The 15,734-nt window shown below is 42.8% G+C and carries 14 protein-coding genes and 1 pseudogene; 1 reads left to right on the forward strand and 14 read right to left on the reverse strand.

Annotated elements, in window-relative coordinates:
* Nucleotides 1-169: 169 nt before the first annotated feature.
* From NQ503_RS13785 to pcrA, 14 genes and pseudogenes are all read right to left on the reverse strand, one after another.
* A complete protein-coding gene (locus NQ503_RS13785; protein WP_044926195.1) occupies nt 170-1,897 on the reverse strand; it encodes a DUF1002 domain-containing protein in 1,728 nt (575 codons plus the stop codon).
* Nucleotides 1,898-2,071: 174 nt separating this feature from the next.
* Nucleotides 2,072-3,106, reverse strand: a complete 1,035-nt coding sequence (locus tag NQ503_RS13790; protein WP_005427808.1) for an XdhC family protein — start codon at nt 3,104-3,106, stop codon at nt 2,072-2,074.
* A 192-nt stretch (nt 3,107-3,298) separates the two neighbouring features.
* Nucleotides 3,299-3,715: pseudogene (locus NQ503_RS13795) on the reverse strand (aminotransferase class III-fold pyridoxal phosphate-dependent enzyme); the annotation flags it as partial.
* Entirely contained in the window at nt 3,714-4,409 is a 696-nt protein-coding gene (locus NQ503_RS13800; RefSeq protein ID WP_005427811.1) for an HAD family hydrolase, read from the reverse strand. The gene NQ503_RS13800 and the pseudogene NQ503_RS13795, both read right to left, overlap by 2 nt.
* A gap of 110 nt (nt 4,410-4,519) precedes the next feature.
* Nucleotides 4,520-4,882, reverse strand: a complete 363-nt coding sequence (locus tag NQ503_RS13805; protein WP_005427812.1) for an ArsR/SmtB family transcription factor — start codon at nt 4,880-4,882, stop codon at nt 4,520-4,522.
* 118 nt (nt 4,883-5,000) lie between these two features.
* On the reverse strand, nt 5,001-6,887 hold the full coding sequence (locus NQ503_RS13810; protein ID WP_005427813.1) for a heavy metal translocating P-type ATPase: 1,887 nt from the start codon (nt 6,885-6,887) through the stop codon (nt 5,001-5,003).
* Between the two features lie 68 nt (nt 6,888-6,955).
* Nucleotides 6,956-7,174 (reverse strand): cation transporter, encoded by a 219-nt coding sequence (locus tag NQ503_RS13815; protein WP_005427815.1) that lies wholly within the window; start codon nt 7,172-7,174, stop codon nt 6,956-6,958.
* Nucleotides 7,175-7,359: 185 nt separating this feature from the next.
* On the reverse strand, nt 7,360-8,748 hold the full coding sequence (gene rlmD / locus NQ503_RS13820) for a 23S rRNA (uracil(1939)-C(5))-methyltransferase RlmD (RefSeq protein WP_005427820.1): 1,389 nt from the start codon (nt 8,746-8,748) through the stop codon (nt 7,360-7,362).
* A gap of 170 nt (nt 8,749-8,918) precedes the next feature.
* Complete coding sequence (locus NQ503_RS13825; RefSeq protein WP_005427824.1) at nt 8,919-9,161, reverse strand: hypothetical protein; 243 nt, start codon at nt 9,159-9,161, stop codon at nt 8,919-8,921.
* A gap of 103 nt (nt 9,162-9,264) precedes the next feature.
* Nucleotides 9,265-10,143, reverse strand: coding sequence for a phosphatidylserine decarboxylase (locus tag NQ503_RS13830; RefSeq protein ID WP_005427829.1), 879 nt, complete (start codon nt 10,141-10,143; stop codon nt 9,265-9,267).
* Nucleotides 10,140-10,817, reverse strand: coding sequence for a CDP-alcohol phosphatidyltransferase family protein (locus NQ503_RS13835; protein ID WP_005427830.1), 678 nt, complete (start codon nt 10,815-10,817; stop codon nt 10,140-10,142). The genes NQ503_RS13830 and NQ503_RS13835 overlap by 4 nt, the downstream gene beginning before the upstream one ends.
* Nucleotides 10,814-11,860: a lysylphosphatidylglycerol synthase transmembrane domain-containing protein gene (locus NQ503_RS13840; RefSeq protein ID WP_117592425.1), complete on the reverse strand. Its 1,047-nt coding sequence runs from the start codon at nt 11,858-11,860 to the stop codon at nt 10,814-10,816. Before NQ503_RS13840 ends, NQ503_RS13835 begins: the two co-directional genes overlap by 4 nt.
* A gap of 7 nt (nt 11,861-11,867) precedes the next feature.
* The gene (locus NQ503_RS13845) at nt 11,868-12,560 is read right to left on the reverse strand and encodes a phosphatase PAP2 family protein (protein WP_044926201.1); all 693 of its coding nucleotides are present in this window, start codon (nt 12,558-12,560) and stop codon (nt 11,868-11,870) included.
* A 104-nt stretch (nt 12,561-12,664) separates the two neighbouring features.
* Complete coding sequence (gene pcrA, locus NQ503_RS13850) at nt 12,665-14,899, reverse strand: DNA helicase PcrA (protein WP_005427840.1); 2,235 nt, start codon at nt 14,897-14,899, stop codon at nt 12,665-12,667.
* A 209-nt stretch (nt 14,900-15,108) separates the two neighbouring features.
* On the opposite strand from pcrA, the gene NQ503_RS13855 reads away from it, so the two are divergent.
* A complete protein-coding gene (locus NQ503_RS13855; protein WP_005427844.1) occupies nt 15,109-15,729 on the forward strand; it encodes a DUF1836 domain-containing protein in 621 nt (206 codons plus the stop codon).
* Nucleotides 15,730-15,734: the final 5 nt, after the last annotated feature.

Raw genomic sequence — 15,734 nt, forward strand, 5'->3', positions numbered from 1 at the left:
TTTGGTTTTCAAAGTTATATCTGAGATAAAAAACTCTTTTTATTTTAGCACAGAAAGATATGGATTTCCAGCTTTTCACAATCTCTTCACAGCACAGTTGCCTCTAAAGGGACAAAAAGGATGCCTCCCCAAAGGAGACATCCTCATCTTGCATCGCTGTTTTTTATCTTTAGTAAGTTTCTTCTGTAGTTCCATCTTCAGAATTTGCTTCTGTATTTTCGTCAGTTCCGGCTTCTGCGGTATCTGTGGAAGTATCTTCCGATGTAGTTTCTCCATAAAGGTTTGCAAAGAACTTCATTGTATCATCATACAGTTTCTGTCTTACTTCAGCATCTACATTTACAAGCAGATCATCATCTGCAATTTCTGTATCAATACTGAAGACTGTCTTCAGCTCTTTATCCAGTACGTTCAGCTCAGCTGAGAAGTATTTGTCTGTGTCTGCCGGTACATAAGAAGCCCCTGCATCATTTAATACTTTGATATAGGTTTCCAGAACTTTTTTGCTGAGTTTGGAAGCCACATCCTGATCAAGTGTTACCGGAAGTTCTGTCACATTCTGTACAACGCTCTGAAGTACAGCAAGATCTCCCTCATATTCTCCCTTACAGAACTGCTGTGCCTGCTCAAATTTTGCTTTGCCTTCTTCTGTCAGTGTTTCTGTATTCAGAGTATCTTCTGTAGAAGCATCTGTGTTTTCGTCTGTTCCTTCTGTGGAACCATCTGCATTTTCTGTTGTTCCATCTGCAGAAGTATCTGTATTTTCAGTGCTTCCATCCTCTGTTGCTGCTGGGATTTCTTCACTGCTGCTGTTATCTGTACTGCTGTCTGTGCTTTCCTGAGGTGTGTCTTCTGTAGTTCCATCTGAACTTCCATCTGTATTTACGGTTCCGTCTTCTGTCGCATCCGGAATTCCTGTGGAACTGTCACTGCTCTCACCTGCATTGTTTGTATCTGCACCTGTCTGCTCTGCAAGTCCCGGATCCTCTGTAGATGTCTCTTTGACATTTCCGCCAAGCGCACCACTGTCTACATTCGTTGTAATATCTTCACCGGTACCTTCATCAGCAACGTCGCTCTCGATCGGAGTTGGTGTAGGCTGCCCTTCTGCTTCTGCTTTGCTCTGTTCCAGATTCTGCTGAATATTTGCAAGAGTCTTTTTCATTTCCTGAATATCATAATTCTGCTGTGCGATCTGCTGAAGCAGTGATACGATCGTGTCGATTTCATCCTGACTTAAGCTTACGCCATTCTGCTCAGCGATATTATATACAATATTGTAGATTTCATCTGCATTCTGAATATTGTCACCAATGATCTGCATCTTTGCCTGGTTGATGATATTGGTTGCATTATCCTGTCCAACCTGCTGAGCCACATCACCTGTAACTACAACTTCTTTGGCTGCAAGGTCTTTCTTGGTAGAATCCAGTTCCTGTCCACTTGCAGACTCGTATGCTTTCATGACACCGGTAAGTGCACCAGTACCGGATACTTCATACGGGCATGCGGCAACAACTTCACAGTTCGTTACTCCTGCTGTAGAAAGTGCTGTTGCGATCATATTACATGTTACATAATTCAGATTGGCTGTACGCACCTTGATGCCGCCGGACTGTGTAGGTTTTACATAGGCACAGCTCAGTGTTCTCGTTCCAATCTGTTCACTTGGGATATATTTGCCAAGCAGATCATGCTCATCCTGGTTGGTAACACTGATAACCTGCACCTGGCTCGCATCTGCCTTGAAATAGTTCATCATTGTATTTTTCTGTTCGTCAGTAAGATCCGCTCCAAGTGTAACTACCTTTGACGCATCTGCCATTGCAGGAATCGGTGTGCTGACTGCCAGACACATACTGCAGAGCATTGCAACGATAACACTTCTTTTCTTCATATCTTCATCCTCCATTGTTCACGCCGACAGAAAATCCGAGTATCTTCCGACCGGCAATTACATCTTCTTTTTAATATCCAGTATTATAACACACATTCTGCCATAATTGTATTTTTTATTTTCTGATACCAGACAGAATCATGGGCATGCACAGCACGAAACAATTTTCAGATATCATATTACTTCCATAAATACCTGGATCGTACCGCCACATACGAGTCCTTCCTCTTCTGCCTGTGAAGCAGTCATATCTACTGTAAAGATCTGCCCCTGTGCCCTCTCTTCATGAAGCATTCGCAAACAGAGATGCTGTACTTCACTTTCCATGCATCCGCCTCCGATCGTTCCTATGATTCTTCCATCTTCAAGGACCAGCATCTTTGTTCCAATGCCTCTGGGTGCTGAACCTCTTCTTGCAACGATCGTCGCAAGTGCCTTCTTTGTGTCCGGCTCCTTCTCACCAGTCAGATAGTCCAACAGTTCTGCGTCATAACCACTCGTCTTACGCACACTGTTTTTCTCTTTGATCAGTTCTGAAACAATGGAGACTGCAATTTCCTCCGGTGTTTCTGCATGGATATCAAGTCCTACCGGTGTATGTATCTCATCCAGAACCTTTCTGTCAAAACCATCTTCCTCCATCTGTTTTTTCAGAAGAGCCGATCTTCCTCTGCTTGCCATCATTCCGACATAAGCATAGGGTTTCTTCAAAATTGCCTCCAGACATACCCGATCATAACGATGCCCTCTGGTCACTATCAGAAAATACGTATCTTCACTTCCCGGAATCTGCTTCAGTGCATTTTCAAAACTGTCACAGATCACCTGATCCGCTCCTGCGCGTAGTGCTTCTCCTGCAAAACTCACACGGTCCTCCAGAACAGTCACCGTAAATCCAACTTTTCCTGCCAGAAGGATCACCTGCTGTGCCACATGTCCCGCTCCACAGATTACCAGATGTGCCGGCTGTTTCAGTGATTCCACAAATAATCTTCTCCCATCTGCTTCTGCAATACCACTCTCCCCCGGCTGCACCAGTTCCCGCAGCCGTTCTGTCTCTATGTCTCCGCTGCCGCATTGTGCTTTCACTTCTCCGTCCGCCAGGAAATATCTGCTTCCAGTCCCATTTCCCTGTATCACGGTCACCAGAAAATTATTTCTTCCCTTCTGTCCGTCTTTCAGTACATTATATAATTCAAAAAGATTCATCCTATCCCTCCTGCGGATCTTCGGCTGTTTTATCTGCTCCAAAGTATAGCATGTCACAGGACAGTTGTATAGCAATTCTCTGTAAATAAAAGAAGACATACCGATGTTTCCACATATGGACTACATCTGTACGTCTTACTTTTACAAAACGTTTATCTTCGGCATATTTATCTTTTATAATGCCTTGTAATACAGCGCAACAATATCCTGTTTGATGCCATAATTCATATAAGACATTACAGCACCTGCTCTGCACCATCCTGTCTGTACTTCATCGATCAGAAGGAGCATATCGTTTTCATCACAGAATTTACGAAGTCCCTGCATAAATTCCATTGTTGCAGGATGTACACCACCTTCGCCCTGTACCGGTTCGACCATGATCGCGATCGTATTTTCGGTACATGCATCTTTGAATGCCTGCAGATCGTTGTACGGTGCATAGGAGAATCCATAAGTCATTGGTCCGAATCCAACCTAACATCCGTTAGCCGGCTGACCTGTTGCTGACATGGCACCGAAAGTTCTTCCATGGAATCCCATCTTTGCAGTTACGATATGATAACGGTTCGGTCCGTATTTTTCAATACCATATTTACGTGCCATTTTATTTCAGGAATTCATCGACATCTATTCCTCTGAATGACCGGATTGTCGGGAAATATCTGTGTTCTGACGGTTCTTTTTCCTGGGTATACCAGATTCCTTTCATGCCGCTCTCCCATGCACCTTCAATATCTTTTCGGACATTATCACCGATGAATGCACATTCTTCCGGACGAACTCCCGCTTTTTCCACACAGATGTCAAAAAAATGATAATGTGGTTTCTCTGCCCCCACTTCTTCACTGGTAACAATAAAATCAATATACGGTGTTACACCAATTGCTTCCAGTTTTCTGTACTGAACGTATGCAGTCATATCTGTACCGATTCCGATACGAATCTTTCTTTTTTTCAGTTCTTTCATAAATTCCAGGATTCCCGGATTTGACTGTATATGCTGAATAAATGTGTCCCAGTAGGCATGATACATATTTCTCGCATGCGGAAAAAGTGGCTGTTCAAGAAGCTCCAGCATACACTGCATCCTCAGCATACGGCTGTGGATTGCAGCAGTATCTGTTCCGATCCGGTCTGTCATGATCCGTCCGGCCTTTCTGTAGCAGGCCTGCATCTCGTCTGTTGTAATCCCAAACGAATCCCTGCAGTATACAGCCAAAGCTTCCATTCCATAAATATGATTTTCATCATAACTGTATAAGGTATTGTCTATGTCAAAAATGACCGCTTTTATCATCATGTTTCTCCTTGTCTGTTTTCCTGATTTCTATCTTACCCTATTCTTTTCCTTTTGACCATATAAAAATGCCGGTGCACATCTGTTTCTTTCAGATATACACCGACTTCTTCTTACTCTAAAATATGCTCTCTTCCCATGGAAATGATCGTTCTTACGTGATCATCGGCCAGAGAATAAAAAATAGATTTTCCGTCTCTGCGGGCCTTCACCAGTTTATTCTGCTTGAGGATACGAAGCTGATGGGACACTGCGGACTGGGTCATGTTCAGGACCTTTGCCAGATCACAGACACACACTTCAGATTCAAACAGCACAAACAGGATACGGATACGGGTAGAATCCGCAAACACCTTAAACAGATCTGCCAGATCATACAGCTCCTCTTCATCCGGCATGGTCTCATTCACGATCTTTAAAAGATCTTCATGAATCTCCTGGCATTCACAGCTGATCTCTTCTCTTTCTTCTGCCATATTTTTCTCGCTTTCTCTCTAAATTATTCAGTTCAGGTAACTACGGATTGCTTCGTGTTACACACTCTCGCAATCCTGCAAACATTCGGAATCCACAGATTTACTTTGTAGCCTGTAGTTACAGTTTCTTTACAAACAAAGTTCTGATCGCATTCAGCACTGCAATGATCATAACTCCGACATCTGCAAAAATCGCAACCCACATATTGGCAATACCCACTGCACCAAGAATCAGACAGATTACCTTGATTCCGATTGCAAAATAAATATTTTCATATACAATACGCATACATTTCTTCGCGATACGGATTGCCTTGACGATCTTCATCGGATCGTCATCCATCAGAACTACATCAGCAGCCTCAATCGCTGCGTCAGAACCCATAGCTCCCATTGCAATACCGATATCTGCTCTGGAAAGTACCGGAGCGTCATTGATACCATCCCCAACAAAGGCAAGTTTCTCTTTCTCTGTCTTTTTTGCGAGAAGTTCTTCTACCTTACTTACTTTATCAGCCGGAAGAAGTTCACTGTATACACGGTCTACACCAAGCTCACCTGCTACCTGCTGTGCAACCTTATCAATATCGCCCGTCAGCATGACCGTCTCTTTAATGCCATTTTTCTTAAGATTTACAATTGCCTCTTTTGAAGTCGGTTTCAGGACATCCGAAATCAGGATATGCCCTGCATAAGCTCCATCGATTGCAACATGGATGACCGTTCCGACCTGATGGCACTCTACTGCCTCCACGCCGATACGTTTCATCAGTTTTGTATTTCCGACTGCAACAGAGATTCCGTCCACCTTCGCCGTAACACCATTTCCGCTGATTTCCTCTACATCTGTGACACGTTTCTGGTCAATTTCCTTACCGTAAGCAGTTTTCAGGCTACGGCTGATCGGATGTGACGAAAAACTTTCTGCCAGTGCTGCATATTCCAGAATCTTTTTTTCTTCCATCGTGTTATGGTGAACACCTACAACTTCAAACACACCCTTGGTCAGGGTACCGGTCTTGTCAAATACTACATATTTTGTCCGGGCCAGAGTTTCCAGATAGTTGGATCCTTTGACCAGAACACCGGCATTGCTGGCTCCACCGATTCCCGCAAAGAACCCCAGCGGAATACTGATGACCAGAGCACACGGGCAGCTGATTACAAGGAATGTCAGGGCTCTGTAGATCCACTGGCCCCACATTGCAGGATTGTGAAGGAGCACAAGATTTACAAGCGGCGACAGGATTGCCAGTGCAAGTGCTCCATAACATACTGCCGGTGTATAATAATGGGCAAATTTTGAAATAAAATTCTCAGATCTGGATTTACGGGAACTGGATTCTTCAATCAGTTCCAGAATCTTCGATACGGTCGATTCGTCAAATTCTTTTGTTGTCTTAATCTTCAGTACACCGGTCATATTGATGCATCCGCTGATGATCTCATCTCCCGCTTTTGCACTGCGCGGAAGGCTCTCACCGGTCAGTGCACTGGTGTTGAGGCTACTGTTTCCTTCTACGATCACGCCATCGATCGGGACTTTTTCACCCGGCTGTACGACGATAACGGAACCAACCTCAACTTCATCCGGATCTACTTTTTCTAACTTACCATCGTTTTCAATATTAGCATAATCCGGGCGGATATCCATCAGTTCGGTAATGTTACGGCGGCTCTTTCCAACTGCATAGCTCTGGAAAAGTTCACCGATCTGGTAGAACAGCATAACCGCGATCGATTCGTTATAATCGCCGCTTTTTTCATAAACTGCCAGCGCAAATGCACCGATTGTTGCAATGGCCATCAAAAAGTTTTCATCGAAAACCTGACCATTTTTGATTCCTTTAAATGCTTTCTTTACAATATCATATCCGATAACCAGATAAACTGCCAGATAGCAGATAAATCTCGGAATTTCCGTAATCGGAACGAAATGCAAAACGATCAGTAACACCGCTGCTATGATGATACGTGCCAGCATTTTTTTCTGCTTTTTATTCATAACCTCTTTCCTCCCACCATTTATTTAAATGCCCTGCCGCATCCGCAGCAGAGCATTCTCATTTCATCTTATAAATAAATCTCGCAATCGTCTTCTACTTTCTTACAGTTCTTCAGAACTTCTTTCATTACGCTGTCCGGATCCTGTCCTTCTTCAAATTCTACTTTCATCTTGAGCATCATGAAATTAACGCTTGCATCTTTAACACCTGCTGTGTTCTTAGCTGCTTCTTCCATTTTATTTGCACAGTTTGCACAGTCAACTTCAATTTTGTAAGATTTCTTCATAGTAGTATTCTCCTTCTCATATATGTTTTATTCACGTTTTCATATGAACATTCATTCATATGTTTGATTGTATTATAACACTACCCTCATATATGTCAATATATTTTAAAGAACTTTTCAGACGATTTATGCACAAAAAAATCCTCTCAGTATTGTAAAAATATACTGAAAGGATTTTCTCTCTTTTATTCCTTCACCAGCAGTGCCACTGCTTCTGTCCACACGGTCTCGCAGAACTGGTCTACACAACAGGCTTTTTCAAGTCGATATCCCGCCTGCAAAAATGCCTCCAGATCACGTGCAAGGCTGGTTGCTTTACAGGAGACATACACAATACGTTTTACCCCATAGGAAAGGATCTTCGGCAGCGCTTTCGGATGGATTCCATCGCGAGGTGGATCCAGGACGATCACATCCGGCTTCTCAGTCAGATCATCCAGAACCTTCAGGACGTCACCGGCAATGAATTTACAGTTATCCAGTCCGTTCAGCTTCGCATTCTCTCTTGCTGCTGCAACTGCATCTTCCACGATTTCCACACCGATCACTTCTTTTGCCACCGGAGCAAGCAGCTGCGCGATCGTTCCGGTTCCACTGTAAAGATCAAACACTTCCATTCCACTCGTATTCTGGATATAATCACGCACAATATTGTACAGTACTTCCGCAGCCAGTGAATTCGGCTGGAAGAAAGAAAACGTGCTGATACGGAATTTCAGTCCGAGCAGTGTCTCATAGAAATAGTCCTGTCCATAAAGTATCCTTGTCTCATCGCTCTGAACTACATCTGAAAGTGAATCATTGAGAATATGCATGATTCCAACAATCCTGCCCTCCAGTGGAAGAGCCAGAAGCTGATCTTTCAGCGGTTCCAGATCATACTCTTCCTGAGTGGTCGTTACAAGATGCACCAGAATCTCACCGGAAGTAACACCTCTTCTCAACATCAGATGCCGCAGATAACCGGTGTGCTGCAGTTTCCTGTAATAAGAAGCTCCTTTTTCTCTGAAAAATTCTCTTACACAAGTCAGGATATCCGTCATATCCTTATGCACCAGCTTACAGTCGTCAGTATTCAGGATATCATACGTACTTCCTTTCTTATGCAGGCCAAGGGACAGTGGTCCGTCTTTGACCTCATCTCCAAAAGAAAACTCCATCTTATTGCGGTATCCGAATTCGATCGGGCTTCCGTGAATACCCTCCCATTCAAAAGCTGCATTTCCATTCTCATCTATCTGACCCCCCTGGACCAATGCCTCTTCCAGAAGCTCTCGTATCTGTATCTCTTTCATATGAAGCTGGTCTTCATAGGACATTGTCTGATACATGCAACCACCACATGCCGGAAAATTGCTACATACCGGTTCTCTTGTCTCCAATGGTGATTTTTCTATTACCTCCAGGATACGTCCCTGTGCCCTTCCGGAACGTTTCTTCTGAATCATAAAGCGTACCTTCTGTCCCGGAATTCCGTTCTTGATCAGAACCTTCTGATCCTCCACAAAAACATATCCCTTATTCGGGAAGTCCACCTTCTCTATTACACCTTCGTAAATTTCACCTTTTTTCATGCTTTCTATTCCTCATTTATATATTTGAAACACTTGCATCCAGCTGTCTCTTCGTAACCCTCACTCTTTTGTCTTTGACAGAGCAGTAAAACAGCCCCGGTTATCTGCCGGAGCTGTTTGAACTTCATGCTACGCTTACTCTGTTGCCATTCTCTCTGCAAGCAGTCATCTTACTCTTCTTCATCCTCGAAGTAATCATCAAAATCATCATCGAAATCTTCTTCAAAATCTTCCAGATAATCCGGAGCAAAGAAGCGATATACTGCAAATGCGATTCCTGCAACTGCTGCAACTGCGCCTATGATAGCCAGTACCCAGAGGACTGTATTTTTTTCTTTTTCGTCTTCTTTTTTCTTTAAAGCAGCAAGTAAATCCTCAATTTTCTCGTTCAAGTTTAAATTATTCAGATTCATGACGGGCACCTTCCTCTCACTTATTTATAGGTCATAGTATACCACTAATCCATCCATTTTACCATATTTTCTCGCAAATTTTCGATTATGTTTCTGCACCTTATCACTCCAGAACTTCTGATACACCAATCCGCTCCCCAAGTTTTACTCTTGTCTCAATTCCATTTTCGGAATTCATAAAAATGTCTGGATCAGGCAGTACCCGTTCCTTCTGTGTCATCAGTATAACCGTCGAACCACCAAATGCGAAATTTCCTTTTTCTTTTCCCCGTTTTACACGGCCACGAAGTGGTACATTCTCAATCCTGCCGACCATCAACGCTCCGACTTCCATCATCAGAACAGTTCCAAAATTCACAGTCTTCAACAACGCATATTCTCTTGTATTTTCTTTGTAGATTGGATACACATCATTGGCGACCGGATTGACCGTATGCAGTTCACCTGGAATATGCACTCTCCGGGATTCAAATCCATCATCTATATAGATATATCTGTGATAATCGTCCACACATAAACGGAACACCCAGAGAAGTCCGCCTTCGTATCGTTTCACCAGAACCGGATTCTTCAGAAGTTCAGCAACTGTATAGGATGTATGTTTGATTTTTACATGACAGTTCTCACTGATCGGATAAACACTCACCCTGCTGTCGCAGGGACTGACAAAAGCTTCCGGTACCATATCGATTTCTCTGGCACCCTCTCGAATCTGTCTAGTAAAAAAATCATTGTACGACCAATACTTTTTCGGTTCATAATCTCTCATATCAATTCCTGCATGTCTTATAAATGCCGGAACCGCCAGTGCAGATACTCTGGAGTCCAGAATTCTGCCCCCAATCTCTGAAAGTACAGGATTTACAAGCGGTTTAAGTAAAGCCCTGCCAATTGCAGAGCCATACATTTTTTCCAGGAATCTGTCCTGAAACGAATCATTTTCAGTTACATGACCTTTTCGGTCTGCCGTATATGTTGTCATGCTGCTGCTCCTTTCAGTTTCCTGATCGTATGGTAATGAGCCCACCATCCTTCTTTGTAAAAAAGAATAAACAGTACTGCCACTGCCACAACTGCAACCAGTACCACCAGTTCCTGATTGGTCGGCTTGCGGAAACGGAAATTAAAAATAAACAAGAATCCTACGATCAGCATCGCTGCATGAAGCAATCCCACAAAATAACGAAATCCCGGAAAAAATACCGATGCCACAAACAGAAGCGGCATGATCACAGCCATAGATGTGATCGGAAGTCCCTGATAGTACTTGCGGTTCTCAGATGTCTCGCTCTGGCGTTTTGCCTCCATCACATTAAAATATGCAAGACGGATCACTCCTGCCATCCCGTAAAATGCAAGGATCGCAATGCTGTATGCTTTACACATTCCAAGTTTGTAGCCCAGAATGATTGGAAAAATCCCAAAACAGACAATGTCACAGAGAGAATCGATCTGAATACCAAAGGATTTCTCATCATCGGTTCTGTTCTTCTTTGTCCGGGCTATCTTTCCATCAAACATATCACACAGTCCGGAAAAAGCCAGACAGGATACTGCCAGCGTAAGCTTCCCGTCGATCGCACAAAACATACCCAGGATGGATGAAACAAGACTGATATATGTAACAACTACTGTATAATCATAAAATCCTATCATTCGTAACTCTCCTTATTTTCTTTGCCATGCCCCTGTCCGATCGTAAGCTGTGCCACAATCGTAAAAAGTGCACTGATCAAAAGCTCTCCATAATAACCAAGTCCTCTGCTGAGAACCATCCCCGGCAGAAGTAATGTGCCAAATACCGGGGTGAATATTGTCAGGAACAGTGTCTCACTGATTCCCATACCTCCCGGAAGCGGAAGCATATCTACGGAAACAGAGATCACTGCCTGAAGAAACAGCACCGCCCAGAATCCTGTCCCCGACAGTGAAAATGCTTTATATACAAACCATGTTACTGCAAACATTGCCATTCTCTGTACAAATGTGATCGCAATGACATTCACGATCACTCTCGGATGTGTCTTCAGATAAGCAGCTGTATCTCTGTAAGTATCCATGGAATTTTCCAGTTTTTTCAGCCTTCCTTCTTTGTGACGCAGAATATGGAATTTCTCTAGAATCGAAAGTCCCCATACAAGAGCTGATCTGGCAAGCAATGGATGAAACACCAGAATCGTCATAAAAGTCACACAAAAAATATTCAGTCCCAGTCCCAGATAGAAAACAGGAAGAATTCCTTCCAGATACTGATGCAGGAATCCTCTTCCAAACACAGCTACTCCGATACCGACCACCACCAGCACCAGCTTATAGGTGATCGTAATGATCATCAGAATAACCGCAGAAACCGGGATAGATATATTTTTCTTTTTCATATAATATGCCTGCATTGGCTGTCCACCACTCGCAGATGGTGTAATACAGCTGAAAAAGAATCCTACCGATGAAAAGAGAAAACAGGTTCTTTTTTTCAGTTTTATTCCATAGGACCGCATCATATACCATATGATGATCGACTCACCCCAGATAAAGAATGCCACCAGTGCAAGTCCGGGCACGAGCCATCGTTTATCCGCACTCCGAATGGCATCCATCATAGCCCCGAGGTCTTCTCCATGAAACACTCCATAAATTGTGAGCACAAAGACAATGAGCAGGAAAGCTCCATTAAAGATCACTCTTTTATTTTTTTTCATAAGCAGCTCACCCTTCTGTAGATTTCAGAATCTTTTTCTCAATCCTGCTGCCAAATCTTTCGTAAATTTTGTATAGATTTGTGTTTCTGCCAATACAGAAACACAGTTCTGCAAGAAGGATTCCTCCTGCCACGTCCACCAGGACATGCTGTTTCGTCAGCAATGTAGAGACAAATACAAGAATTGCAAGCACTGCCGACACTCTCTGGTACCATACCAGAATTTCTTTTTTTCCGCGGATGCCCAGATAACAGAACCAGCTGACCAGACAATGAATAGACGGAAACAGATTATCTGCTGCATCAATAGAGTACAGCCACAAAGCAAGCTGATTCCATAATCCTCCATCTGTTATCACTGGTCTAGTATTCGTTGTGGGATACAAAAGAAAGAAACCAAGGCAGATACATCTTGATATAAAATCTCCTGTAAAAAACTGGTACACACTGTGTCGTTCCTGCCTGGCAATCAGAATGTAATTGACGGCCCAGAAAAGATAGCATCCAAAATAGATGATCAGAAACTGCGGAACAAAAGGAAGGCTCCTGTCCACAGCAGTTTCTATATTGTGGTGGTACCATCCACCTGCGATCATTCTGGAACCTGAATAAACAAGACAATTAAATACAAACGAAAAAATAACCGGGAAAATTCCATATGCAGGGAGTATCCTCGTGAGGCCTTTTAAAATTTTTTTCATTCTGTACTCCCTTCGAATTTTCATGTATCCAGTATATCATTCATTAAAAGGTAAAACAACTAAAGTACAGAAACTTTAAGATTTCTTAAGAAAATTATAAAAAGTTATATTTTCTTAAGTTTTGCAAAGGCAGCGAACATTTTTTTGACTCCGACTTTGTCAAAATCTACAGTAACCTCATAATCTCTGCCGCCTTCTACGATATCCTTAACGATGCCAACACCAAATTTAATGTGACGGACCGTATCCCCAACACCGTAATCCAGGGAATCCGCTTTCGTTACCTTAAAATTCTGTGGCTGAAATGCCTTCGTATGGAAGCTTTTCTTCATCTGCAGATAGCTGTTGAGCGGAGATTTTGCCTCCGGGATCTTTGGTTTGTGTTCCTGAACAGTATGTCCAAGATCCACCAGTTCCCGTGGAATCTCTCTCACAAATCTGGAAACGCGATTATACTGCGTTTCCCCACGCACCATACGCTGCTGTGCACTGGTCATAGTCAGTTCTTTCATGGCTCTGGTGATTCCCACATAACAAAGCCTGCGCTCCTCTTCCAGATCCGACTGGTCACCGGAAAAGATGCACATACTGCTTGGGAACATACCATCTTCCATTCCGGCAAGATATACATATGGAAACTCCAGTCCCTTTGCACTGTGCAAAGTCATCAGTACCACATAATCCTGATTCTCATCTACAGAATCAATATCCGCGATCAGTGCAATTTCTTCCAGGAATCCAGATAATGTTGCCTCTCTATTCTCAGCCTTCATTGTCTCTTCATAAGAAACCGTTTTGGATATCAGCTCATCGATATTCTCCACCCTGGCTCTGGCTTCTTCTGTATCTTCTGCTTTCAGTTCATCCACATAACCAGTCAGATCTATGATTTCCTCCAGAAGCTCCGATACAGAATATGCCTGTGCTTTACTCTTAAGTGACTGGATAAATGTAACAAATCCATCCACTTTTGAAAGACTGCGTCCGATCGACGGCACTTCCTCTGCCACACGGAGTGCATCATAAAAACTGATATTCATCATGTCGGCATAATCCTGAATTCTGCCGACCGTTGTTGCTCCGATTCCACGCTTTGGTACATTCAGGATTCTACGTACCGCAAGATCATCCGCTGCATTATCTACCGTTTTCAGATAGCAGAGCAGATCTTTGATTTCTTTACGCGCATAGAAGTTCACTCCCCCTACGATCTTGTAAGGAATATTTGCAAGCAGACACTTCTCTTCAAAAAGACGGGACTGTGCATTTGTTCGATAAAGTACTGCGCAGTTATGATACTCTGCTGTCCCTTCTCTGTGTCGTCGGGCAATGTCCCCTACAACAAATTCGGCTTCCTCATATCCATTCATAAACTGTCGGAAATGGATTTTCTCTCCCTCCGGGTTCTCGGTCCAGAGTGTTTTTTCTTTACGCTCTGTATTATTTGCGATCACACCATTCGCTGCATTTAAGATATTCTGCGTAGAACGATAATTCTGCTCCAGACGAATAACTTTAGCATCCGGGAATACCCTCTCAAATCCCAGGATATTTCCAATATTGGCTCCACGGAATCTGTAAATGGACTGGTCATCATCACCGACTACACACAGATTCTCATACCTGGATGCCAGAAGACTTACAAACTTAAACTGTGCCGTATTGGTATCCTGATATTCATCTACCATAATATAGCGGAAACGTTCCTGATAACTCTGCAGAACATCGCCACAATTCTGGAACAGTTCCACTGTCTTGCATATGAGGTCATCAAAATCCAACGCATTATTCCGACGCAGTGCCGCCTGATATTCACGATAAACCTGCGCCGCTCTTTTCTGGTTAAAATCAGCACCTGCATTCATTTCCATCTCATCCGGATTCAGCAGCTCATCTTTTGCATGTGAGATCTGAGCCAGGAGTGCCCGTTCCTTCACTTTCTTGGTATCAATATTCATTTTGCGGCAGATTTCTTTGATCAGGGTCTTCTGATCGTCCGCATCGTAAATCGTAAAATTATTATCATAACCGAGACGGTCTATATGGCGTCGGAGGATCCGTACACATGTCGAGTGAAAAGTTGATACCCATACACTTCCCCCTTCGCTTCCTGCGATCTTGTCCACACGTTCTCTCATCTCGTGGGCTGCTTTGTTGGTAAATGTGATTGCCAGAATATTCCACGGATTCACACCCTTTTCTGCAATCAGATAAGCAATCCTGTGTGTCAGAACTCTGGTCTTTCCTGATCCGGCTCCTGCAAGAATCAGAAGTGGTCCATCTGTATGCAGAACAGCTTCTTTCTGTCGGTCATTCAATGTATCATAAATTGTATTCATCAATTATCTCCTGTTTCTTTGTGGTTACTTATTTCGAACTGATGTTTTCTTGCTATCTTTTTAATTATACATGAAACCTGGTATGGGGTAAAGGAATTTTAAAATCATTTGCAAAAACCATTTACAAGTAGTATTTAAAACTATATAATAGAGCGTGCAGGTATTAGAAATACCATTCTGCCTTTATTTCAGGCAAAGGAGATGAATTTATGTCAGTTAATACAGACTCCATGATCCGTAATATTCTGGATCGTGTTTCCAGAATCGGTTATGTAAAACCAGAGGATATTCCCAATATAGATCTTTATATGGATCAGGTCACTACTTTTATGGAAGCACAGCTTGCTCATTCCAAACGCTATGAAGATGACAAGATTCTTACAAAGACCATGATCAATAATTATGCCAAGAATAATCTGCTTCCTTCTCCTGAGAAGAAGCGCTATTCAAAAGAACACCTGCTGGTTCTGATCTTTATCTACTATTTCAAAAATATTTTATCGATCAGCGATATCCAGACTCTGCTCGGACCACTGACCGATAAATATTTCAAATCTATGGATGATATGGATCTCACTGCTATCTACAACGAAGTATTCAGTATGGAAAAAGGACAGATCGAATCTCTTCAGAAGGAGCTTCTGGAACGCTATGAAATTGCTCAGGGAACTTTTGAGAATGCACCGGAAGAAGACAGGGATTTCCTGAAATTATTTTCTTTCATCTGTCTCCTCAGCTTTGATGTTTACGTAAAAAAAATGCTGATCGAACAGATGATCGACGAACTCCGTGCTTCCACGGATACAGACCCAAAACATAAGAAAAAATAATACAG

The organism is Blautia obeum ATCC 29174, assembly GCF_025147765.1.
Taxonomy (GTDB): Bacteria; Bacillota; Clostridia; order Lachnospirales; family Lachnospiraceae; genus Blautia_A; species Blautia_A obeum.